General features: G+C 58.5%; 21 protein-coding genes. 17 read left to right on the top strand and 4 right to left on the bottom strand.

What is annotated here, in order from left to right; genetic code table 11:
* Positions 1 to 28 precede the first annotated feature (28 nt).
* Together OIU19_RS06060 and OIU19_RS06055 are read left to right on the top strand one after the other, a co-directional pair.
* The gene (locus tag OIU19_RS06060) at positions 29 to 1,519 is read left to right on the top strand and encodes a DUF3300 domain-containing protein (RefSeq protein WP_264234146.1); all 1,491 of its coding nucleotides are present in this window, start codon (positions 29 to 31) and stop codon (positions 1,517 to 1,519) included.
* Between the two features lie 14 nt (positions 1,520 to 1,533).
* The gene (locus OIU19_RS06055; RefSeq protein ID WP_264234144.1) at positions 1,534 to 2,424 is read left to right on the top strand and encodes a DUF2950 domain-containing protein; all 891 of its coding nucleotides are present in this window, start codon (positions 1,534 to 1,536) and stop codon (positions 2,422 to 2,424) included.
* 102 nt (positions 2,425 to 2,526) lie between these two features.
* On the opposite strand, the gene gyrB is transcribed toward OIU19_RS06055, so the two are convergent.
* The 4 genes from gyrB to dnaA are packed head-to-tail and all read right to left on the bottom strand — an operon-like array spanning position 2,527 to position 8,736.
* A complete protein-coding gene (gene gyrB / locus OIU19_RS06050; RefSeq protein WP_186553127.1) occupies positions 2,527 to 4,947 on the bottom strand; it encodes a DNA topoisomerase (ATP-hydrolyzing) subunit B in 2,421 nt (806 codons plus the stop codon).
* Positions 4,948 to 4,951: 4 nt separating this feature from the next.
* The gene (gene recF, locus OIU19_RS06045) at positions 4,952 to 6,055 is read right to left on the bottom strand and encodes a DNA replication/repair protein RecF (RefSeq protein WP_264234141.1); all 1,104 of its coding nucleotides are present in this window, start codon (positions 6,053 to 6,055) and stop codon (positions 4,952 to 4,954) included.
* A 13-nt stretch (positions 6,056 to 6,068) separates the two neighbouring features.
* Positions 6,069 to 7,172, bottom strand: a complete 1,104-nt coding sequence (gene dnaN / locus OIU19_RS06040) for a DNA polymerase III subunit beta (protein ID WP_264234139.1) — start codon at positions 7,170 to 7,172, stop codon at positions 6,069 to 6,071.
* A 40-nt stretch (positions 7,173 to 7,212) separates the two neighbouring features.
* The gene (gene dnaA / locus OIU19_RS06035) at positions 7,213 to 8,736 is read right to left on the bottom strand and encodes a chromosomal replication initiator protein DnaA (RefSeq protein ID WP_264234137.1); all 1,524 of its coding nucleotides are present in this window, start codon (positions 8,734 to 8,736) and stop codon (positions 7,213 to 7,215) included.
* A gap of 617 nt (positions 8,737 to 9,353) precedes the next feature.
* Here dnaA and rpmH point away from each other — a divergent pair.
* From rpmH to atpA, 15 genes are all read left to right on the top strand, one after another.
* The gene (gene rpmH / locus OIU19_RS06030) at positions 9,354 to 9,488 is read left to right on the top strand and encodes a 50S ribosomal protein L34 (RefSeq protein ID WP_002551315.1); all 135 of its coding nucleotides are present in this window, start codon (positions 9,354 to 9,356) and stop codon (positions 9,486 to 9,488) included.
* 13 nt (positions 9,489 to 9,501) lie between these two features.
* Positions 9,502 to 9,906 (top strand): ribonuclease P protein component, encoded by a 405-nt coding sequence (gene rnpA, locus OIU19_RS06025; RefSeq protein ID WP_186553240.1) that lies wholly within the window; start codon positions 9,502 to 9,504, stop codon positions 9,904 to 9,906.
* The gene (gene yidD, locus OIU19_RS06020; protein ID WP_011536514.1) at positions 9,899 to 10,144 is read left to right on the top strand and encodes a membrane protein insertion efficiency factor YidD; all 246 of its coding nucleotides are present in this window, start codon (positions 9,899 to 9,901) and stop codon (positions 10,142 to 10,144) included. Before rnpA ends, yidD begins: the two co-directional genes overlap by 8 nt.
* Positions 10,145 to 10,146: 2 nt before the next feature.
* Positions 10,147 to 11,832 carry a membrane protein insertase YidC gene (yidC, locus tag OIU19_RS06015; RefSeq protein WP_264234135.1) on the top strand — a complete coding sequence of 562 codons (1,686 nt, stop codon included), beginning with the start codon at positions 10,147 to 10,149 and terminating at the stop codon, positions 11,830 to 11,832.
* Positions 11,833 to 11,924: 92 nt separating this feature from the next.
* A complete protein-coding gene (gene mnmE / locus OIU19_RS06010) occupies positions 11,925 to 13,295 on the top strand; it encodes a tRNA uridine-5-carboxymethylaminomethyl(34) synthesis GTPase MnmE (protein WP_264234133.1) in 1,371 nt (456 codons plus the stop codon).
* A 591-nt stretch (positions 13,296 to 13,886) separates the two neighbouring features.
* A complete protein-coding gene (gene mnmG / locus OIU19_RS06005) occupies positions 13,887 to 15,779 on the top strand; it encodes a tRNA uridine-5-carboxymethylaminomethyl(34) synthesis enzyme MnmG (protein WP_186553121.1) in 1,893 nt (630 codons plus the stop codon).
* Positions 15,776 to 16,426 (top strand): 16S rRNA (guanine(527)-N(7))-methyltransferase RsmG, encoded by a 651-nt coding sequence (gene rsmG, locus OIU19_RS06000; RefSeq protein ID WP_264234131.1) that lies wholly within the window; start codon positions 15,776 to 15,778, stop codon positions 16,424 to 16,426. The genes mnmG and rsmG overlap by 4 nt, the downstream gene beginning before the upstream one ends.
* Before the next feature lie 18 nt (positions 16,427 to 16,444).
* Positions 16,445 to 17,236: a ParA family protein gene (locus OIU19_RS05995; RefSeq protein ID WP_186553119.1), complete on the top strand. Its 792-nt coding sequence runs from the start codon at positions 16,445 to 16,447 to the stop codon at positions 17,234 to 17,236.
* 9 nt (positions 17,237 to 17,245) lie between these two features.
* The gene (locus tag OIU19_RS05990) at positions 17,246 to 18,118 is read left to right on the top strand and encodes a ParB/RepB/Spo0J family partition protein (RefSeq protein WP_186553118.1); all 873 of its coding nucleotides are present in this window, start codon (positions 17,246 to 17,248) and stop codon (positions 18,116 to 18,118) included.
* A gap of 149 nt (positions 18,119 to 18,267) precedes the next feature.
* Positions 18,268 to 18,684 (top strand): F0F1 ATP synthase subunit I, encoded by a 417-nt coding sequence (locus OIU19_RS05985; protein WP_186553117.1) that lies wholly within the window; start codon positions 18,268 to 18,270, stop codon positions 18,682 to 18,684.
* 7 nt (positions 18,685 to 18,691) lie between these two features.
* The gene (gene atpB, locus OIU19_RS05980) at positions 18,692 to 19,561 is read left to right on the top strand and encodes a F0F1 ATP synthase subunit A (protein ID WP_264234128.1); all 870 of its coding nucleotides are present in this window, start codon (positions 18,692 to 18,694) and stop codon (positions 19,559 to 19,561) included.
* A gap of 144 nt (positions 19,562 to 19,705) precedes the next feature.
* Positions 19,706 to 19,963 (top strand): F0F1 ATP synthase subunit C, encoded by a 258-nt coding sequence (atpE, locus tag OIU19_RS05975; protein ID WP_003097235.1) that lies wholly within the window; start codon positions 19,706 to 19,708, stop codon positions 19,961 to 19,963.
* Positions 19,964 to 20,020: 57 nt separating this feature from the next.
* On the top strand, positions 20,021 to 20,491 hold the full coding sequence (locus OIU19_RS05970; protein WP_186553115.1) for a F0F1 ATP synthase subunit B: 471 nt from the start codon (positions 20,021 to 20,023) through the stop codon (positions 20,489 to 20,491).
* Between the two features lie 12 nt (positions 20,492 to 20,503).
* The gene (locus OIU19_RS05965; protein ID WP_186553114.1) at positions 20,504 to 21,040 is read left to right on the top strand and encodes a F0F1 ATP synthase subunit delta; all 537 of its coding nucleotides are present in this window, start codon (positions 20,504 to 20,506) and stop codon (positions 21,038 to 21,040) included.
* 21 nt (positions 21,041 to 21,061) lie between these two features.
* Positions 21,062 to 22,606, top strand: a complete 1,545-nt coding sequence (gene atpA, locus OIU19_RS05960; RefSeq protein ID WP_186553113.1) for a F0F1 ATP synthase subunit alpha — start codon at positions 21,062 to 21,064, stop codon at positions 22,604 to 22,606.
* Positions 22,607 to 22,613 lie beyond the last annotated feature (7 nt).

Genomic DNA, 22,613 nt, shown 5'->3' with positions numbered 1-22,613 from the left:
TCTGTCCCTCCGCTACAGGAGCATCGTCATGTCTGCCTGCCTTCACAAGGCGATCCTGCTCACCATCACCATGCTCGCGCTCTTGGGCTGTTCCGAAGAAGATGCGCCACCTAAGGCAACGGCCCCAGCGCCAGCGCCGGTACCTGCAGCTGCAGCTGTACCTGCCACTGCGACCGCGCCCAGCGAGCAGGTGTTCAACACCGAACAGCTTGATCAGATGCTTGCACCGTTGGCCCTGTACCCGGATGCTTTATTGGCTCAGGTGCTGATGGCAACCACCTATCCCGGCAATGTCGCCGACGCGGTTGCCTGGTCCAAGGCGCATCCGAACGTCAGTGGCGATGCCGCCGTCCAGCAGGTCGCCGAGCAACCCTGGGACCCCAGCGTGCAATCGTTGGTGGCTTTCCCGCAGGTGCTAGCCACACTTGGCCAGGACCCAGTCTGGGTGCAGCGAGTTGGCGATGCCTTTCTCGCCCAGCCCGACGCGGTGATGAATTCGGTACAGCGCCTGCGCGCTAAGGCCAAGGCTGCTGGCCACCTGGAGTCGAACGATAAGCAGAGTGTTATCGTGCAACCCTCAAACGCTCAAGCAGGCGCCACGACGGCGGGGCAAGGTGCCGCGTCGGCACAAACCATCATTATCCAGCCGACCAACCCCCAGGTCGTATACGTCCCAAGCTACAACCCCTCTGTGGTGTACGGTAATTGGTCCTCTGCGTCCTACCCACCGGCGTCCTATCCGCCACCGCCGGGTTATGCCATTGGTACGGCATTGGCGACCGGCCTGGCTTTCGGTGCCGGCGTAGCCATCGTCAATTCTCTGTGGGGGGATTGCGACTGGGACGATCATGACGTTGATATCAACGTCAATCGCTACAACAACATCAACAACGTCAACCGCAGGCTCGAAGCCAACCAGAACAGCTGGCGCCATAATCCTATCTATCGTGACGGCGTTCCCTACCGCGATCAAGCCAGTCGAGCCCAGTTCGACCGGCGCTTGCCCGGCAGCGCAGAGCGTACAGCCTATCGTGGTGACACCCCGGTGCGTGTCGAAGATCGCGCGCGCGCCCGAGAAAGTCTCGCCCAGCGTGGCATCGAAGCACCGGCAACCAGCAACCTCGAAGCCCGCCAAAGGGCGCAGAGTGCAGAGCGTGAGCGCTCTCAACAAAGCCTGGAAAAACATGGCATCAACCAGCCCGCTAGCGCTCGCGAGCGCGCACAGGTCGCCGACCGCCAGCACAAGCCTGGCGCGCAGGCACCTTTGAAAACTCGCCAGCATCAGCCGTCGGAGCGTAATCAACAAGCACGCCAGCAAGTACGCCAGCAACATGCTCGCGCCCAGGCGCCGCGCAACAACGCCTTGGCCGATGTGCGCAACCCTTCACAGGCACGCATGGCAAGCAACCGTGGACAGATCAGTCAACGTAGCGCCAGCCGCCCCAGTGCTGCGCCCGCCGGCCATCAGCTGCAACGACCCGTGCGCATGCAATCCAGCGGTGGCGGCCGTCGCCGCTGAGAGGAGAGTCAGTCATGAAAACGGCTAGTCGGATTGCGCTGGTGCTGCTCCTTTGCTGGACGTCCAGCAGCTACGCTCAGAAATATTTCCCAAGCGCGGAGGCGGCAGGCGAAGCGTTGGTGCAGGCCCTGGGTAGTGAAAAGGCCAATAGCCAACAGTTGGCAAACTTGCTTGGCGATGACTGGAACACTTATATCCCGACCAAGGACGTCGATCGTAAAGATGTGGATGCCTTTCTCTCGCTCTACAACGAATCCCACCAGGTTCAGTCCGATAGCCAGAAGCGTGCACATCTGGTGGTCGGCAACACACCCTGGATTTTCCCAATCCCCATCAGACACAGTGCTGGCGGTTGGGCTTTCGACACCAAAGCGGGCGCCGAGGAAATCCGCCAGCGCCGCATCGGCCGCAACGAATTGGCGACCATTCAAGCAGCCCGTGCCTATCACGATGCGCAGATGGACTACGCCGAAATTGATCGCAATGGCGATGGGCTGCTCGAGTACGCACAGAAGTTCATGAGTAGCGACGGGGCGTTCGACGGGCTGTACTGGCCGGAAGAGGACGGGGTCGAAGAAAGTCCACTAGGGCCGCTATTCGGTGATGCCGCCAAGCGTGATGACTGGCATGGCTATCACTATCGGATTCTCACCGCCCAAGGCCCTTCGGCACCAGGTGGCGCCTATGACTACAAGATCGGCGATCACATGACCCGCGGCTTTGCCGTAATCGCCTGGCCGGCGAACTACGCGGACACTGGCGTCATGAGTTTTATGATCAGCCACGACGGTGAATTGTTCGAGAAAGACCTCGGCCGTGACAGTGCCAAGCGCGCGGCTGCGATAACGCGTTTCGACCCCGACAGCAGTTGGAGTGAAATAAAGGATGAAGCGGCTGGCCGTTGAATTGGACAGCTCAACACCTGTCGCTCAGATGGCTCTGGCACTCATGAAAAAGCCCGCTTACGCGGGCTTTTTCATGCAGCTTGTCGGTGAAACTACACCTGATCAGAAGTCCAGGTTGGACACCGACAGCGCGTTGCTTTCGATGAAGTCGCGGCGTGGTTCCACCGCATCCCCCATCAGTGTGTTGAAGATCTGATCGGCAGCGATCGCGTCTTCGATAGTCACCTTGAGCATGCGGCGCACGGTTGGGTCCATGGTGGTTTCCCACAGCTGCTCCGGGTTCATCTCACCCAGACCTTTGTATCGCTGGATGGTGTGACGCTTGGCGGTTTCGTTCATCAGCCAGTCCAAGGCTTCCTTGAACTCGGTGACCGCCTTGCGACGTTCGCCACGCTGCACATACGCACCTTCGCCGAGCAGGGTGCTGAGCTTGCCACCCAGGTTGACCACGGTGCGGTAGTCGTTGCTGCCGAAGAAGTCGCGGTTGAAGGTGATGTAGCTGGCCAGACCGTGCGAAGTGATCTCCACCTCCGGCAGCCAGACATTGCGCTCTTTGTCTTCACGCAGGCTGGCTTTGTAGGCCAGGCCAGACTTCTGGCTGTTGTTCAGACGTGCCTGGAACTTGGCCAACCAGTTTTCCATGTGCGCGTGATCGCCCAACTGCTCAAGGGTGACTTCATCCAGGTAGATGAAGTGCTCGGTCAGCTCTTGTGGGTACAGGCGCGACAGACGCTTAAGAGTTTTCATCACACCGCGGAAATCGTTCACCAGGCTTTCCAGCTGTACGCCGGAAACCGCAGGTGCCGATTCGTCCAAGTGCAGGCTGGCGTCATCCAGGGCCGACTGCGTCATGTACTCTTCCATGGCGTCGTCGTCTTTGATGTATTGCTCTTGCTTGCCCTTCTTGACCTTGTACAGCGGCGGCTGAGCGATATAGATGTAGCCGCGCTCGACCAGCTCCGGCAACTGACGGAAGAAGAAGGTCAGCAGCAGGGTACGGATGTGCGAACCGTCAACGTCAGCATCGGTCATGATGATGATGTTGTGATAGCGCAGCTTGTCGATGTTGTACTCTTCGCGGCCAATGCCGCAGCCCAGTGCGGTGATCAGCGTACCGACCTCCTGGGACGAGATCATCTTGTCGAAGCGTGCTTTCTCGACGTTAAGGATCTTACCCTTGAGCGGCAGGATCGCCTGGGTGCGACGGTTACGACCTTGCTTGGCCGAACCACCTGCGGAGTCACCCTCCACCAGGTACAGTTCAGAGAGGGCAGGGTCTTTCTCTTGGCAGTCCGCCAATTTGCCCGGCAGGCCAGCGATATCCAATGCGCCTTTGCGGCGAGTCATCTCGCGTGCCTTGCGCGCTGCTTCACGCGCGCGGGCAGCGTCGATCATCTTGCCAACCACCGCCTTGGCTTCGTTGGGGTTTTCCAACAGGAAGTCGGCGAAGTACTTGTTCATCTCTTGTTCCACGGCGGTCTTCACCTCCGAGGAAACCAACTTATCCTTGGTCTGCGAGCTGAACTTCGGATCCGGCACCTTGACCGAGATGATCGCAGTCAGACCTTCACGGGCATCGTCACCGGTGGTCGCGACCTTGTTTTTCTTGGCCAGGCCTTCTTGCTCGATGTAAGCGTTCAGGCTGCGGGTCAGCGAAGAGCGGAAGCCCACCAGGTGAGTACCACCATCGCGCTGCGGAATGTTGTTGGTGAAGCACAGCAGGTTTTCGTTGAAGCTGTCGTTCCACTGCAGGGCGACTTCGACACCGACACCATCGTCACGCTGGACATTGAAGTGGAAGACCTGCGTGTTCACCGGGGTCTTGTTGGTGTTGAGGTATTCAACGAACGCGCGCAGACCACCTTCGTATTTGAAGAACTCTTCTTTACCGCTGCGTTCATCCTTGAGCAGGATGCCAACACCGGAGTTCAGGAAGGACAGTTCGCGGATACGCTTGGCGAGGATGTCCCAGCTAAAGTGGATGTTCTTGAAGGTTTCAGCCGACGGTTTGAAGTGGATGTGGGTACCGGTGGTTTCACTTTCACCGACTACAGCCATAGGTGCCTGAGGCACACCATGCACGTAGGTCTGCTCCCAGATCTTGCCGCTGCGACGAACAGTAAGGATCAGCTGCTCGGAGAGGGCGTTAACCACGGAAACACCAACCCCGTGCAGACCGCCAGAAACTTTGTAGGAGTTGTCATCGAACTTACCGCCTGCGTGCAGGACGGTCATGATGACCTCAGCCGCCGATACACCTTCTTCTTTGTGCACGTCGACCGGAATGCCGCGACCGTTGTCGCGGACACTGATGGATTCGTCTGGGTGAATGATGACGGTAATGTCATCGCAGTGACCGGCGAGGGCTTCGTCGATCGAGTTGTCGACCACTTCGAAGACCATGTGGTGCAGGCCGCTACCATCATCGGTGTCGCCAATGTACATCCCGGGACGTTTGCGTACGGCATCCAGCCCTTTCAGCACTTTAATGCTGGAGGAATCGTACGTTTGATTTTCGCTCATGCCTTCACTCCCGATGGTCGTGGGTCTGGGTGATACGGCCTTGTTCCACGTGGAACAAAGCAACTGGCGTTTCCGTCTGCCAGCCTTCCCTCAGTAATTCGTGATCTACACAGGTGATGAAAACCTGGCAGCGTAATTCTTCAAGCAAGCGGCATAATGCGCGGCGGTGCTGCTCGTCCAGTTCAGACGGCAAGTCATCCACGAGATAGATACAGAGACCGCGACGGGCTTGGCTGACCAAGTGGCCTTGGGCGATGCGCAACGCACACACCACAAGTTTTTGCTGCCCACGGGACAGGATATCCGCAGCGTTGTTTGCGCCAATACGAAGACGTAAATCAGCACGCTGAGGACCGGCCTGGGTATGGCCCATTTGCTGGTCACGGTGAAGAGAAGAGGCGAGTACTTCGTTGAGTTCCCGGTCCTTGTCCCAGCCGCGGTAATAGCTCAGGGTCAATCCATCCAGCTCGACCAGTTCGCTCAGGGTTCGCTCGAAGACGGGCTTCAAGGCCTTGATATAGTTGCGACGGTATTCATCTATCTCCGCGCTGGCCAGGCACAATTCCCGGTCCCAGGCGGCTTGCGAAGCAGCGTCAAGTGTACCATGCCGCAACCATGAGTTCCGCTGTCGCAGTGCCTTCTGCAGACGTTGCCAGGCTGCCATGAAGCGTGGTTCCACGTGGAACACACCCCAATCGAGGAACTGTCGACGAATTTTCGGTGCACCTTCGAGCAAGCGGAAGCTGTCTGGGTTGATCAACTGCAACGGCAGTAGCTCTGCCAATTGAGCAGCACTGCGGGCATTCTGCCCGTCAATGCGGATGGTGAACTCCCCCTGTCGCTCGCGCGAAACACCTAGGTTGCTGGTTCCACCTTCGGCCAACTGAACCTCGCCAAACACGGTGCAGGTTGGCTGCTCGTATTGGATAACAGGGTTCAGTCGAGTACTGCGGAAGGAGCGAGCCAGGCCCAATAGGTAGACGGCTTCCAGAACACTGGTTTTGCCGCTGCCGTTGGCGCCGTAAAGGATATTGATGCGGGGAGAGGGAGAGAGGGTCACTGGGTGCAGGTTGCGCACCGCAGTGACCATGATGCGTCTTAGGGACATTATCTGCTACAGATTACAGACGCATCGGCATGACAACGTAAGACGAGTCGTCGTTGCCGGCTTCCTGCAGCAGGGCGCTGCTGTTGGAATCGGACAGAATCAGACGAACTTGCTCCGTAGTCATGACGCCCAGCACATCCAGCAGATAGCTAACGTTGAAGCCGATTTCCAGCGAGCTACCGTTGTAGTCGACGCTGATCTCTTCTTCGGCTTCTTCCTGCTCTGGGTTGTTGGCTTGAATCTTCAACTGGCCAGCGGCCAGCTGCAGACGAATACCGCGGTATTTCTCGTTGGACAGGATCGCGGTCCGGCTGAACGCTTCACGCAGGGCCTGACGATCACCGAGAACCAGCTTGTCGCCACCCTTGGGCAGAACGCGCTCGTAGTCAGGGAACTTACCGTCGACCAGTTTCGAAGTGAAGGTGAATTCGCCAGTGGTCGCACGAATGTGATGCTGGCCCAGAACGATGCTGACCATGCCTTCTGGATCCGTGAGCAGACGCGCCAGCTCAAGAATACCTTTGCGTGGAACGATGACCTGGTGGCGCTCCGCCTGGCCGATCGCAGCTTGCATGGAACACATGGCCAAGCGGTGACCGTCGGTAGCAACCGCACGCAGGGTGTCGGTCGACACTTCCAGCAGCATGCCGTTGAGGTAGTAGCGTACATCCTGCTGGGCCATGGCGAAGCTAGTGCGCTCGATCAGACGGCGCAGCTTGCTTTGTTCCAGGTTGCAGGTCAGCGAGCCTGGACCTTCTTCCACAGTCGGGAAGTCATTGGCCGGCAAGGTAGAGAGGGTGAAGCGGCTACGGCCAGCTTTGACCAGTAGCTTTTGCTCGTCCACTTTGATGTCGATCAGGACATCGCTCGGCAGGCTTTTGCAGATGTCCATCAGCTTACGCGCCGGGACAGTGATTTCGCCCGGCTCAGCCGGCTCTTCCAGTTGTACGCGGCCAACCAGCTCGACTTCCAGGTCGGTACCGGTCAACGACAGCTGCTGGCCTTGCACGACCAGCAGGACGTTGGACAGGACCGGCAAGGTCTGGCGGCGCTCGACGACACCTGCGACCAGTTGCAGGGGTTTCAACAGGGCTTCGCGTTGAATGGTGAAATGCATGGTCTAGTCCCTTGCCTTCAAATAGCTGCGCCGACGGCCATCAGGTCGTCAGCGTGCGCAGCAGGTTCTTGTAGTCCTCGCGGATGTCCGCGTCGGATTCCTTCAATTCATTGATCTTGCGGCAGGCGTGCAGCACGGTGGTGTGGTCGCGGCCGCCAAACATGTCGCCGATTTCCGGCAGGCTGTGGTTGGTCAGCTCCTTGGACAACGCCATGGCCACCTGACGTGGGCGAGCTACCGATCGCGAACGCCGCTTGGACAGCAGGTCGGAGATCTTGATCTTGTAGTACTCGGCCACGGTGCGCTGAATGTTATCCACACTCACCAGCTTGTCTTGCAGCGCCAGCAGATCCTTGAGCGACTCACGGATCAGCTCGATGGTGATGTCGCGCCCCATGAAGTGCGAGTGAGCGATGACACGCTTGAGCGCGCCTTCCAGCTCACGCACGTTGGAGCGGATGCGCTGGGCGATAAAGAACGCCGCATCGTGAGGAAGTTCCACCTTGGCCTGATCGGCCTTCTTCATCAGGATCGCTACGCGGGTTTCCAGCTCTGGCGGCTCGACGGCAACTGTCAGCCCCCAGCCGAAGCGCGACTTCAGACGCTCTTCGAGGCCTTCGATCTCTTTTGGATAACGGTCGCTGGTAAGAATTACCTGCTGACCACCCTCGAGCAAGGCGTTGAAGGTGTGGAAAAACTCTTCCTGCGAGCGCTCTTTGCGGGCAAAGAACTGGATGTCATCGATCAGCAACGCATCCACCGAACGATAGAAGCGCTTGAACTCGTTGATCGCATTGAGCTGCAACGCCTTGACCATGTCGGCAACGAAGCGCTCCGAATGCAGGTAGACCACCTTGGCGTTCGGATTCTTCTTGAGCAGGTGGTTACCCACAGCATGCATCAAGTGAGTCTTACCCAGGCCCACGCCACCGTACAGGAACAGCGGGTTGTAGCCATGCTTGGGGTTATCGGCAACCTGCCAGGCAGCTGCACGTGCCAATTGGTTGGACTTACCCTCAACGAAGGTATCGAAGGTGAACGTTCTGTTGAGGTAGCTGGTGTGCTTCAGCGCACCTTCTACCTGCACGGTCCGTTGCTCAGTGCGCGTGGTAGCACTCGGGACCACTGGCGTATCGCCCATCGAGTCGAAACTGTCGCGCGACGACGGCTGTTCCACTTCGTTGGTCAAAAGCGGCTCGACCGCCTGCACCGCAACCGACTCATTCTGACTGAGTACAGGCGCTGGCTGCTGGGGCTGAGCTTTGGCGGCGACCGCAGCACTGACCGGAGCATTGGGAGCGGCGCGCGGCGCAGAGCTGCGGCGGCTGCCTATTAATAAGGAAAGCGCCGGCGCCAGGCCATTGCCGTGTTCGCCCAGCAGCTCGAGCAGACGACCCAGGTATTTTTCATTGACCCAATCGAGGACGAAACGGTTGGGCGCATACACGCGCAACTCGTCGCCTTCGGCTTCGACCTGTAGCGGACGGATCCAGGTGTTGAATTGCTGGGCAGGCAGTTCATCGCGCAGAAGCTCCACGCACTGCTGCCAAAGTTCCACTGACACGGATATCCCCTGAGTTGAAAGCCGGATGAGGCAAAAGCAAACCGCCATTGTACCGGGCGAGCGGTTACTTATCCACATGAGACAGCGACTTGAACCATGACAAAGCAGTCAAATGATGGCCAAAACGCCGTCACCTGCATGTGAATAAGCTCTGTGGATAACCGCACCTAAGGTCTATGCACAACCCTGGGCCCAAGCCTGTTGATAACTCCGCTGTGGATAACAGCTCCATTAATCCACAGCTTGTCCGCATGCGCAGCACAGCCGGAGCACCGGTTTCGGACAAGGTTTCAAAACTCTGTACATAGCGTAAATCTTGGCCTGTAGATGGTTATCCACAGATAGTGGCTTGCCTAAGATCTATAAGTTATTCAGAAAAGCTTTTTATATGTCTCTTTTATTTTTTCATGTTGTCCACTCTTTGCGATTCGATCAAGCCTGTCGATCCCTCCTTCTTAAGGCCAGCTAGAGGTCAGGTAGAAGTCAGGTAGAAGCCATGCCATCCATAAGGAAAGGTTGGTTGGAAATTGACCTATTGGCTTGCTTTCTCTAGAATCGCCGATCTCTTAAAACGGGGGCCATTCCGGCCCGTAGTCGACGAACCCAGGTAACACGCCATGAAACGTACTTTCCAACCAAGCACCATCAAGCGCGCGCGCACCCACGGCTTCCGTGCCCGTATGGCCACCAAGAACGGCCGCGCTGTTCTGTCGCGTCGTCGTGCCAAAGGCCGTAAGCGTCTGGCCGTTTGATTTTTCGGCACAGGTGGTGAGTCAGGACTTCAGTCGGGAAAAGCGACTGCTTACACCCCGGCATTTCAAAGCGGTCTTCGACTCGCCAACCGGCAAGGTTCCAGGTAAAAGCCTGCTAATCCTTGCCCGCGAGAACGGCCTCGATCACCCGCGCCTTGGCTTGGTGATCGGCAAGAAGAGCGTCAAGCTCGCCGTTCAACGCAATCGCCTCAAACGCTTGATGCGCGATTCCTTTCGTCTGAATCAGCAGAGTCTTGCTGGATTGGACATCGTGATCGTCGCGCGCAAGGGCTTGGGCGAAGTAGAAAACCCAGAATTGCACCAACACTTTGGCAAGCTCTGGAAGCGCCTCGCTCGTAATCGGCCCTCTCCAGCGGTTAATGCCGATTCTGCAGGGGTAGACAGTCACGATGCGTAAACTGGCCCTCGTCCCGATCCAGTTTTACCGTTACGCCATTAGTCCACTGATGGCCAGCCACTGTCGTTTCTACCCCAGCTGCTCCTGTTACGCCTACGAAGCCATAGAAAACCATGGCCTGTTGCGTGGTGGGTGGCTAGCCGTTCGTCGCCTGGGGCGTTGTCATCCGTGGAACGACGGCGGTTTCGATCCCGTCCCTCCCGCTCCTTCCTCCCGAACTTCTTCGATAGCCGAGTAATCATGGATATTAAACGCACGATCCTGATCGTCGCCCTGGCAATCGTGGCCTACGTGCTGGTCCTCAAGTGGAACCAGGACTACGGTCAGGCTGCACTGCCGACTCAGCATACTGCTGCCAGCAACGCTGCCCCGGCCCTGCCCGATACCGTGCCGGCCGGCAATAACAACGGCGCCAGCGCCGATGTGCCGAGCGCCAATGCTGAATCCAGCCCAGCCGAACTGGCTCCGGTTGCAGTCAGCAAGGACCTGATCCGGGTCAAGACCGACGTCCTTGAACTGGCTATCGATCCGGTCGGTGGTGACATCGTCCAGCTGAACCTGCCCAAGTACCCACGCCGCCAAGACCATCCGGACATTCCGTTCCAGCTGTTCGATAACGGTGGTGAGCGTGTTTACCTGGCTCAGAGTGGTCTGACTGGCGTTAATGGCCCGGATGCACGTTCTTCCGGTCGTCCGCTGTACGCCGCTGAACAAAAGAGCTTCCAACTGGCCGATGGCCAGGAGCAGTTGGTCGTTGACCTGAAGTTCAGCGAGAACGGCGTCAACTACATCAAGCGCTTCAGCTTCAAGCGCGGTGAGTACGACCTCACCGTCAGCTACCTGATCGACAACCAAAGCGCTCAAGCCTGGTCGGGCAACATGTTCGCCCAGCTCAAGCGTGATGCCAGCTCCGATCCATCGTCGAGCACGGCTACCGGTACCGCGACCTACCTGGGCGCCGCCCTGTGGACGCCTTCCGAGCCGTACAAGAAAGTGTCGATGAAAGACATCGACAAAGGCAGTTTGAAAGAAAATGTGTCCGGCGGCTGGGTTGCCTGGCTGCAGCACTACTTCGTAACTGCGTGGATTCCTGCCAAGTCGGATAACAACGTTATCCAGACCCGTAAGGATAGCCAAGGCAACTACATCATCGGCTACACCGGCCCAGCGCTCAGCGTGCCTGCCGGCGGTAAAGTCGAAACCAGCGCCATGCTGTACGCAGGTCCGAAGATTCAGTCCAAGCTCAAGGAGTTGTCCCCAGGCCTGGAACTGACTGTCGACTATGGCTTCCTGTGGTTCATCGCTCAGCCGATCTTCTGGCTGCTGCAACATATCCACAGCATCCTGGGTAACTGGGGCTGGTCGATCATCGTCCTGACCATGCTCATCAAGGGCCTGTTCTTCCCGCTGTCGGCTGCCAGCTACCGCTCGATGGCGCGCATGCGTGCCGTTTCGCCAAAACTGGCCGCGCTGAAGGAACGCTTCGGTGACGATCGCCAGAAGATGTCCCAGGCGATGATGGAGCTGTACAAGAAAGAGAAGATCAATCCGCTGGGTGGCTGCTTGCCAATCCTGGTGCAGATGCCAGTGTTCCTGGCCCTGTACTGGGTACTGCTGGAAAGCGTAGAAATGCGCCAGGCCCCATGGCTGCTGTGGATTACCGACCTGTCGATCAAGGATCCGTTCTTCATCCTGCCGATCATCATGGGCGCGACCATGTTCATCCAGCAGCGCCTGAACCCGACTCCGCCGGATCCGATGCAGGCCAAGGTGATGAAAATGATGCCAATCATCTTCACCTTCTTCTTCCTGTGGTTCCCAGCGGGTCTGGTGCTGTACTGGGTTGTGAACAACTGCTTGTCGATTTCGCAGCAGTGGTACATCACTCGTAGCATCGAAGCTGCGGCCAAGAAGGCTGCCGCTTGACAGGCTGCTAAGCTAGCCTGTGAATAAAAACGCCCCCTCGTGGGGCGTTTTTGCTATCTGTCTGATGAATTTGTCGTAAGAGGCTTTCGAGCATGAACACTGTGCGTGAAACCATTGCCGCCATCGCTACCGCTCAGGGCCGCGGCGGGGTCGGCATCGTCCGCCTGTCTGGCCCTTTGGCGAGCCAGGCCGGGCAAGCTATTACCGGGCGCACTCTCACGCCCCGGCATGCTCACTATGGGCCGTTCCGTGATCAGGACGGGCTGGTGCTGGATGAGGGCATCGTGCTGTTCTTCCCGGGGCCGAACTCGTTTACCGGTGAAGACGTCCTGGAACTACAAGGTCATGGCGGCCCGGTGGTGATGGACATGCTGCTGCAGCGCTGCCTGCAACTGGGCTGCCGCCTGGCGCGTCCTGGTGAATTCAGCGAGCGTGCATTCCTCAACGACAAACTCGACCTGGCCCAGGCCGAAGCGATCGCTGACCTGATCGAGGCCAGCTCGACCCAGGCCGCACGCAATGCCTTGCGTTCGCTGCAGGGCGAATTCTCCAAGCGCGTTCACTCGCTGACCGAGGCACTGATCGCGCTGCGGATCTACGTCGAAGCTGCGATCGACTTCCCTGAGGAAGAAATCGACTTTCTCGCCGACGGCCATGTGCTGTCGATGCTCGATGCAGTGCGCACCGAGTTGTCCACAGTGCAGAAGGAAGCTGGCCAGGGCGCGCTGCTGCGTGACGGTATGAACGTGGTGATTGCCGGACGGCCCAATGCGGGCAAGTCGAGCCTGCTCAACCGCCTGGCAGGGCGTGAGGCGGCCATCGTCACCGATATCGCCGGCACCACCCGGGATATCTTGCGGGAACATATTCACATCGACGGGATGCCGTTGCACGTGGTCGATACCGCAGGGCTGCGAGATACCGACGACCATGTGGAAAAGATCGGCGTGGAACGTGCGCTCAAAGCGATCAGCGAGGCTGACCGGGTGTTGCTGGTTGTGGATAGCACGGCCCCTGAAGCAAGCGATCCCTTCGCCTTGTGGCCAGAGTTTCTCGATCAGCGCCCAGATCCTGGCAAAGTCACCTTGATTCGTAACAAGGCCGACCTGAGCGGTGAAGCGGTTGCCATAGAACAATGCGACGATGGCCATGTGACCATTACCCTCAGCGCCAAGGGCGATGACAGCGGTTTGCTCCTGCTGCGCGATCACCTGAAGGCATGCATGGGTTATGAACAGACCTCAGAGAGCAGCTTCAGCGCCCGTAGACGCCACCTGGAGGCCTTGAACCAGGCTAGCGCGCACCTCGAGCATGGTCGTGACCAGCTGACCCTGGCCGGCGCTGGAGAGCTGCTGGCGGAAGATCTGCGTCAAGCTCAGCAGGCGCTGGGAGAAATTACCGGCGCGTTCAGTTCCGATGATCTGCTGGGGCGTATCTTCTCAAGCTTCTGCATCGGCAAATAATCCACAACCGCTCCCCTCCAATTGCCGGCGATCAGCAAGGTAGTACCTGTGGGAGCGGGTTCACCCGCGAAGAACACACCGAAATGAACGGCGGGGGCTGCGCTTTCGTCGGTGGATAAACGCTCCTCCACAGCCTGCAACCACCCTTTTCTAATTTCCTTTGAAGAACCACGCCTTTGATTTCATCAACAGGCGAGTTTTCGTTCGTCTAAGCCCTGTGGAAAACTCACCTTCAGCTCAGTTGATAAACCCCCTTCAGGGCTGAGGACAAATCCGCCTGTGGGTAAATAGGCATTTCATCCACAGGCTAAATGAGCTTATCCATAGCCCTCATGGCCACTCAGACACAGGGTTTAATTTCTATGTACATACCATGAATAGTGATGTGTAGAGCTTTATCCACAGAAAAGGCTGTGCATAAGAATAAACATAAAAACAAAGCTTTTTTAATTTCTTCCTTTTTAATTTCTGTTATCCCCGTTCATCCACAGCCTGGTCAAAAATTGCTCAAAAGGTTTCTTTAGCGGGTAGGAAGTCCCTATACTTGTCGGCTTACCTTCTCTATTCGCAAAAACAGGCACGAGGTGCGTGGTGGATTTCCCTTCCCGTTTTGAAGTGATCGTCATCGGCGGCGGCCATGCCGGTACCGAGGCTGCGCTTGCGTCTGCACGCATGGGGGTAAAAACCCTGCTGCTGACCCACAACGTGGAAACCCTCGGTCACATGAGTTGCAACCCCGCTATCGGTGGGATCGGCAAGAGTCATCTGGTCAAAGAGATCGATGCCCTCGGCGGCGCCATGGCGTTGGCCACCGACAAGAGCGGCATTCAGTTCCGCGTGTTGAACAACCGCAAAGGCCCGGCCGTCCGTGCGACCCGTGCCCAGGCTGACCGCGCCATCTACAAGGCGGTGGTCCGGGAAATCCTGGAAAACCAACCGAACCTGTGGATATTCCAGCAGTCCTGCGACGACCTGATCGTCGAACAAGACCAGGTCAAGGGTGTGGTCACGCAAATGGGTCTGCGGTTCTTCGCCGACTCGGTGGTACTGACCACTGGTACCTTCCTCGCCGGACTTATTCACATTGGTTTGCAGAATTACACCGGCGGCCGCGCCGGTGATCCGCCCGCCATTGCCCTGGCCCACCGCATGCGTGAACTGCCGCTGCGGGTCGGCCGGCTGAAAACCGGTACGCCGCCGCGTATCGATGGCCGCTCTGTGGACTTCTCGGTGATGACCGAGCAGCCCGGCGATACGCCGATTCCGGTGATGTCGTTCATGGGCAATGCGCAGATGCACCCGCGCCAGGTCAGCTGCTGGATCACCCACACCAACGCCCGTACCCACGAAATCATCGCTTCGAACCTCGACCGTTCGCCGATGTATTCCGGGGTTATCGAAGGTGTCGGCCCGCGTTACTGCCCGTCGATCGAAGACAAGATCCACCGCTTCGCCGACAAGGAAAGCCACCAGGTGTTCATCGAGCCGGAAGGCCTGACCACCCATGAGCTGTACCCCAACGGCATTTCCACTTCGCTGCCCTTCGATGTGCAGCTGGAGTTGGTCCGCTCGATCCGCGGCATGGAAAATGCCCACATCGTGCGCCCGGGCTATGCCATCGAGTACGACTATTTCGATCCGCGTGACCTGAAGTACAGCCTCGAAACCAAAGTGATTGGCGGCCTGTTCTTCGCCGGCCAGATCAACGGCACCACCGGCTACGAAGAAGCTGGCGCTCAAGGTCTGCTGGCCGGAACCAACGCCGCACTGCGTGCGCAGGGTCGGGAAAGCTGGTGCCCGCGTCGCGACGAGGCGTACATCGGCGTACTGGTCGACGACCTGATCACCCTGGGTACCCAGGAGCCGTACCGCATGTTCACGTCGCGCGCCGAGTACCGCTTGATCCTGCGTGAAGACAACGCCGACCTGCGTCTGACCGAGAAGGGCCGCGAGCTGGGCTTGATCGATGACCAGCGTTGGGCTGCGTTCTGCGCCAAGCGCGAAGGCATCGAGCGTGAAGAACAGCGCCTGAAGTCGACTTGGGTTCGTCCCGGCACGCCGATGGGCCAAGCCGTTGTGGATAAGTTCGGCACGCCGCTGAGCCACGAATACAGCCTGCTCAACCTGCTGGCTCGCCCGGAAATCGACTATGCCGGCCTGATCGAGGCTACTGGCGGTGAGGCACTTGACCCGCAAGTGGCTGAGCAGGTCGAGATCAAGACCAAGTACGCCGGATACATCGACCGTCAACAGGATGAGATCGCTCGTCTGCGCGCCAGCGAAGACACCCGCCTGCCTGTGGATATCGACTACACGACGATCTCCGGCCTGTCCAAGGAGATCCAGGGCAAACTCGGCCAGACCCGCCCGGAGACCCTCGGCCAGGCTTCGCGCATCCCCGGCGTGACCCCGGCGGCGATTTCCCTGTTGCTGATTCATCTGAAAAAACGCGGCGCAGGCCGCGAATTGGAGCAAAGCGCTTGAGTTCCTTGGTCACCCCGCAACACGCAGAAGAGTTGTCCACAGGCGCGCGCCAGCTCGGTGTCGAGTTGAGCCCACAGCAGCACGAGCAACTGCTGGGCTACCTGGCCCTGTTGATCAAATGGAACAAGGCCTACAACCTGACCGCAGTGCGCGACCCGAACGAAATGGTCTCGCGGCATCTGCTCGACAGCCTCAGCGTCATGCCGTTTATCCACAGCGACTCGCAAAGTTGGCTGGATGTCGGCAGCGGCGGTGGCATGCCGGGGATTCCTTTGGCTATCCTGCACCCGCACAAGCAAGTGACGCTGCTCGACAGCAATGGCAAGAAAACCCGCTTCCTCACCCAGGTGAAGATGGAGCTGAAACTGGACAACCTGCAGGTTATCCACAGCCGGGTCGAAGAGTATCAACCGGCGCAGCCGTTCAGCGGGATCATCTCGCGGGCGTTCAGCAGCATGGAGAACTTCACCGGCTGGACTCGCCACCTGGGCGACACGCGTACGCTTTGGCTTGCAATGAAAGGGCTGCATCCTGCCGACGAACTGGTAGCATTGCCCGCAGACTTCACAGTGGAAAGCGAGCAGGCCCTGACCGTTCCGGGTTGCCAGGGCCAGCGCCATCTGCTGATACTGCGCCGCAAGGCATGACTGGGATTACACGCAACAATGGCTAAGGTATTCGCAATCGCGAACCAGAAAGGTGGTGTGGGCAAGACCACCACCTGTATCAATCTCGCCGCATCGCTGGCTGCGACCAAGCGCCGTGTGCTGCTGATCGACCTCGATCCGCAGGGCAACGCGACCATGGGCAGCGGGGTGGACAAGCACGAGCTCGAGCATTCGGTCTACGACCTGCTGATCGGCGAATGCGACCTGGCCCAGGCGATGCACTACTCCGAGCACGGTGGTTTCCAACTGCTGCCGGCCAACCGCGACCTCACCGCCGCGGAAGTGGTGCTGCTGGAGATGCAGGTCAAGGAGAGCCGTCTGCGCAATGCGCTGGCGCCTATCCGCGAGAATTACGACTACATTCTCATCGACTGCCCACCATCGCTGTCGATGCTCACCCTCAACGCCCTGGTCGCCTCCGATGGCGTGATTATCCCGATGCAGTGCGAGTACTACGCACTCGAAGGTCTCAGCGACCTTGTGGATAACATCAAGCGCATCGCAGCCCGGCTGAATCCGGCGCTGAAGATCGAAGGCCTGCTGCGGACCATGTACGATCCGCGCCTGAGCCTGAACAACGATGTTTCGGCGCAGCTCAAAGAGCACTTCGGCGAGCAGCTGTACGATACGGTGATCCCGCGCAACATTCGCCTGGCCGAGGCGCCAAGCTTTGGCATGCCGGCCCTGGCCTACGACAAGCAATCGCGTGGCGCACTGGCCTATCTGGCCCTGGCCGGGGAACTGGTACGCCGCCAACGCCGTCAATCACGCACTGCACAAACAACTTAAGGAATCCGCATGGCCGTTAAGAAACGGGGTCTCGGACGTGGGTTGGATGCACTGCTCAGTGGTCCTTCCGTCAGCTCGCTCGAGGAGCAGGCTGTCAAGATCGACCAGAAAGAACTGCAACACCTGCCGGTCGAGCTGATCCAGCGTGGCAAGTACCAGCCACGCCGGGACATGGACCCGGAGGCGCTGGAAGAACTGGCTGCCTCGATTCGCACCCAAGGCGTCATGCAGCCGATCGTGGTTAGGCCGATCGGCGACCAGCGCTACGAGATCATCGCCGGCGAACGCCGCTGGCGCGCCACTCAACTGGCGGGCCTGGACACCATTCCGGCCATGGTCCGTGATGTACCCGATGAAGCCGCCATCGCCATGGCGCTGATCGAGAACATCCAGCGTGAGGATCTCAACCCGCTGGAAGAGGCGATTGCCCTGCAACGCCTGCAGCAGGAGTTCGAACTGACCCAGCAGCAAGTGGCAGACGCCGTCGGCAAGTCGCGGGTGACCGTGGCCAACCTGCTGCGCCTGATCTCGCTGCCAGAGGCGATCAAGACCATGCTCGCCCACGGTGACCTGGAGATGGGCCACGCCCGCGCCTTGCTAGGCCTGGAAGAAGATCGCCAGGAAGAAGGGGCGCGTCATGTTGTCGCACGTGGGCTCACTGTGCGCCAAACCGAGGCACTGGTGCGCCAGTGGTTGAGCGGCAAACCTGATCCGGTCGAACCGAGCAAACCTGATCCGGATATCGCTCGCCTCGAACAGCGTCTGGCAGAGCGCCTGGGCTCGGCGGTGCAGATCCGCCATGGCAACAAGGGCAAAGGTCAGTTGGTGATTCGCTATAACTCGCTTGACGAGTTGCAAGGCGTGCTTGCTCACATCCGCTGAAACAATTCCCGTTGTAGCGCGCAGTCGGAAATCACTACCCAATAGTTGAATAGGGGTTAATCCCCCCCTATACTCTGCGCGCATTTTGTCGGCACAAATTATGCCAAGTCGTTGCTGACTTGATGGTCGACTTTCCAGGAGTAGATGCGATGGAAATCCGCACGCCAAACCGCCTGCCTTTCCATCGCTGGGCAGTTTTTCCAGTACTGCTGACGCAATGTGTCGTAGTCCTGCTGGCAACTTTGGTGTTGTGGCAGTGGAAAGGAGCAGTCAGTGGATATTCAGGCCTCTGTGGAGGGCTGATTGCCTGGCTGCCGAATGTGTATTTCGCCTGGAAGGCTTTTCGCTTCAGCGGAGCCCGGGCAGCGCAGGCCATCGTCAAGTCGTTCTACGCAGGCGAGGCAGGCAAATTGATTTTGACGGCAGTGCTGTTTGCACTGACCTTCGCAGGAGTGAAGCCATTGGCGCCGTTAGCAGTATTCGGCGTCTTCGTGCTGACCCAATTGGTCAGCTGGTTCGCGCCCCTGCTAATGAATAAAAGACTTTCGAGACCTAAGGGCGTTTGAGGCAACCATGGCAGCAGAAACCGCTTCGGGCTATATCCAGCACCACTTGCAGAACCTGACCTACGGTCAACTACCAGACGGCAGCTGGGGCTTGGCCCATTCGGCTGCAGAAGCCAAGGCAATGGGCTTCTGGGCCTTCCACCTGGATACCCTGGGCTGGTCCGTTGCGCTGGGTCTGATCTTCCTCTTCATCTTCCGCATGGCGGCCAAAAAGGCTACTTCCGGCCAACCTGGCGGCCTGCAGAACTTCGTCGAGGTGATGGTCGATTTCGTCCACGGCAGCGTGAAGGACTCCTTCCACGGCCGTAGCGCGGTGATCGCCCCGCTGGCGCTGACCATCTTCGTCTGGGTCTTCCTGATGAACGCCATCGACCTGATTCCGGTCGACTGGATTCCTCAGCTGGCCATCCTGATCTCCGGTGACCCGCACATTCCGTTCCGCGCTGTGTCGACCACCGACCCGAACGCCACCCTGGCCATGGCCTTCTCGGTGTTCGCGCTGATCATCTTCTACAGCATCAAGGTCAAGGGCATCGGCGGCTTCATCGGCGAGCTGACCCTGCACCCCTTCGGCAGCAAGAACATCTTCGTTCAAGCCCTGCTGATCCCGGTGAACTTCCTGCTTGAATTCGTCACCCTGATCGCCAAGCCGATCTCGCTGGCACTGCGTCTGTTCGGCAACATGTATGCCGGCGAACTGGTGTTCATCCTGATCGCGGTAATGTTCGGCAGCGGCCTGCTCTGGCTCAGCGGCCTGGGTGTGGTGCTGCAATGGGCGTGGGCTGTGTTCCACATCCTGATCATCACCCTGCAAGCCTTCATCTTCATGATGCTTACCATCGTCTACCTGTCGATGGCTCACGAAGATAACCATTAAGACCGCCTGGCGTGTCTGATAGCCTTCCCTGCCCGTTTGGGGGGAGGGCGGTAAAAAGTCCGCAAGGGCAGTTGTACCAAACGATTTGTTTTACCGCTTCAAATTAAAAACCTAACCAATACGACGTAAAAGTCGGGAGGAAAGATGGAAACTGTAGTTGGTCTTACCGCTATCGCTGTTGCTCTGCTGATCGGTCTGGGCGCACTGGGCACCGCCATTGGTTTCGGCCTGCTGGGCGGCAAGTTCCTGGAAGGCGCTGCTCGTCAGCCTGAGATGGTTCCGATGCTGCAGGTCAAAATGTTCATCGTTGCCGGTCTGCTCGACGCCGTAACCATGATCGGTGTTGGTATTGCTCTGTTCTTCACCTTCGCAAACCCGTTCGTTGGTCAAATCGCCGGCTAATCACTCGTACCCACGAGTTGATTGCTGTGATGAACAAAGACCGAGCGAGGTGTTGGCGTGAACATTAATGCAACCCTGATTGGCCAATCCGTTGCTTTCCTGATTTTTGTCGTCTTCTGCATGAAGTACGTATGGCCTCCGGTCATCACTGCCCTGCAAGAGCGTCAGAAGAAGATTGCTGATGGCTTGGACGCTGCCAACCGCGCAGCTCGCGACCTGGAGCTGGCCCAAGAGAAAGCGGGTCAGCAACTGCGTGAAGCTAAAGCACAGGCAGCCGAAATCATTGAGCAAGCCAAGAAACGCGCTGCTCAGCTTGTCGAGGAAGCCCGTGATCAGGCCCGCGTCGAAGCTGACCGTGTGAAGGCTCAGGCTCAGGCCGAGATCGAACAGGAACTGAACAGCGTCAAAGACGCCCTGCGTGCCCAACTGGGTGCCCTGGCTGTTGGCGGTGCTGAAAAGATCCTTGGCGCCACAATCGATCAAAACGCGCATGCGGAGCTGGTTAACAAACTGGCCGCTGAAATTTAAGCGAGGGCGATCATGGCAGAACTGACCACGTTGGCCCGACCTTACGCTAAGGCTGCCTTTGAGCACGCCCAGGCCCATCAGCAACTGGCCAATTGGTCAGCCATGCTCGGCCTGGCTGCTGCTGTGTCGCAAGACGACACCATGCAGCGCCTGCTCAAGGCCCCGCGACTGACGAGCGCACAAAAGGCCGCCACTTTCATTGAAGTGTGCGGTGACAAGTTCGATGCACAGGCACAGAATTTCATTCATGTTGCCGCGGAAAATGGCCGTCTCCTGCTCCTGCCGGAGATTGCCGACCTGTTCGAGCTGTACAAGGCCGAACTGGAAAAATCCGTGGACGTGGAAGTCACCAGTGCTTTTGCGTTGAACCAAGAACAGCAAGACAAACTCGCCAAGGTTCTCAGTGCACGGCTCGGCCAGGAAGTTCGCCTGCACGCGTCGGAGGATGCCAGCCTGATCGGCGGCGTCCTCATCCGCGCAGGCGACCTGGTAATCGATGGCTCGGTTCGCGGCAAGATCGCGAAACTGGCCGAAGCATTGAAATCTTGAGTTTGAAGGGGCAGCAGAGCAATGCAGCAACTCAATCCTTCCGAAATTAGTGAAATCATCAAGGGCCGCATCGATAACCTCGATGTAGCCTCTCAAGCCCGCAACGAAGGTACCGTCGTCAGCGTTTCTGACGGTATCGTGCGGATTCACGGTCTGGCCGACGTTATGTACGGCGAAATGATCGAGTTTCCGGGTGGCGTGTACGGCATGGCCCTGAACCTGGAGCAAGACTCCGTAGGTGCAGTGATCCTGGGTGCCTATGACACCCTCGCCGAAGGCATGAGCGCCAAGTGCACCGGCCGCATCCTGGAAGTTCCAGTTGGTAAGGAACTGCTGGGTCGCGTCGTTGACGCACTGGGCAACCCAATCGACGGCAAAGGCCCGCTGGGCAACACCGAGACCGACGCGGTCGAGAAAGTTGCTCCAGGCGTGATCTGGCGTAAGTCGGTAGACCAGCCTGTACAGACTGGCTACAAATCCGTCGACGCCATGATCCCTGTCGGCCGTGGCCAGCGTGAGCTGATCATTGGTGACCGTCAGATCGGCAAGACCGCCATGGCCATCGACGCCATCATCAACCAGAAAGACTCCGGTATTTTCTGCGTTTATGTTGCTGTCGGCCAGAAGCGTTCCACCGTTGCCAACATCGTTCGCAAGCTGGAAGAAAACGACGCACTGAAAAACACCATCGTGGTGGTTGCCAGCGCCTCGGAATCCGCCGCACTGCAATTCCTGGCGCCATACGCCGGTTGCACCATGGGCGAGTTCTTCCGTGACCGCGGTGAAGACGCGCTGATCGTTTACGATGACCTGTCCAAGCAGGCTGTTGCCTACCGTCAGATCTCCCTGCTGCTGCGCCGTCCACCAGGACGTGAAGCGTACCCAGGTGACGTGTTCTATCTCCACTCCCGTCTGCTGGAGCGTGCATCGCGCGTTTCCGAAGAGTACGTCGAGAAGTTCACCAACGGTGCTGTGACTGGCAAAACCGGTTCCCTGACCGCGCTGCCGATCATCGAAACCCAGGCTGGCGACGTTTCCGCGTTCGTTCCGACCAACGTGATCTCGATCACCGACGGTCAGATCTTCCTGGAATCGGCCATGTTCAACTCGGGCATCCGTCCTGCAGTGAACGCCGGTGTTTCGGTATCCCGCGTAGGTGGTGCCGCTCAGACCAAGATCATCAAGAAGCTGTCCGGTGGTATTCGTACCGCTCTGGCTCAGTACCGTGAGCTGGCTGCATTCGCCCAGTTCGCTTCCGATCTGGACGAAGCGACCCGCAAGCAGCTGGAGCATGGTCAGCGCGTTACCGAGCTGATGAAGCAGAAGCAGTACGCGCCGATGTCCATCGCGGACATGGCCCTGTCGCTGTATGCCGCTGAGCGTGGCTTCCTGACTGACGTAGAAGTCTCCAAGATCGGCAGCTTCGAGCAAGCACTGATCGCCTTCTTCAACCGTGATCACGCTGAACTGATGGCGAAGATCAACGTGAAGGGTGACTTCAACGACGAAATCGACGCAGGCCTGAAAGCCGGCATCGAGAAGTTCAAGGCCACCCAGACCTGGTAAGCCGCAG

It is taken from the genome of Pseudomonas sp. BT-42-2 (assembly GCF_025847435.2).
GTDB lineage: Bacteria > Pseudomonadota > Gammaproteobacteria > Pseudomonadales > Pseudomonadaceae > Aquipseudomonas > Aquipseudomonas urmiensis.
Note: the sequence above shows the minus strand (reverse complement) of the source record. Positions and strands in the feature narration are given on the sequence as shown.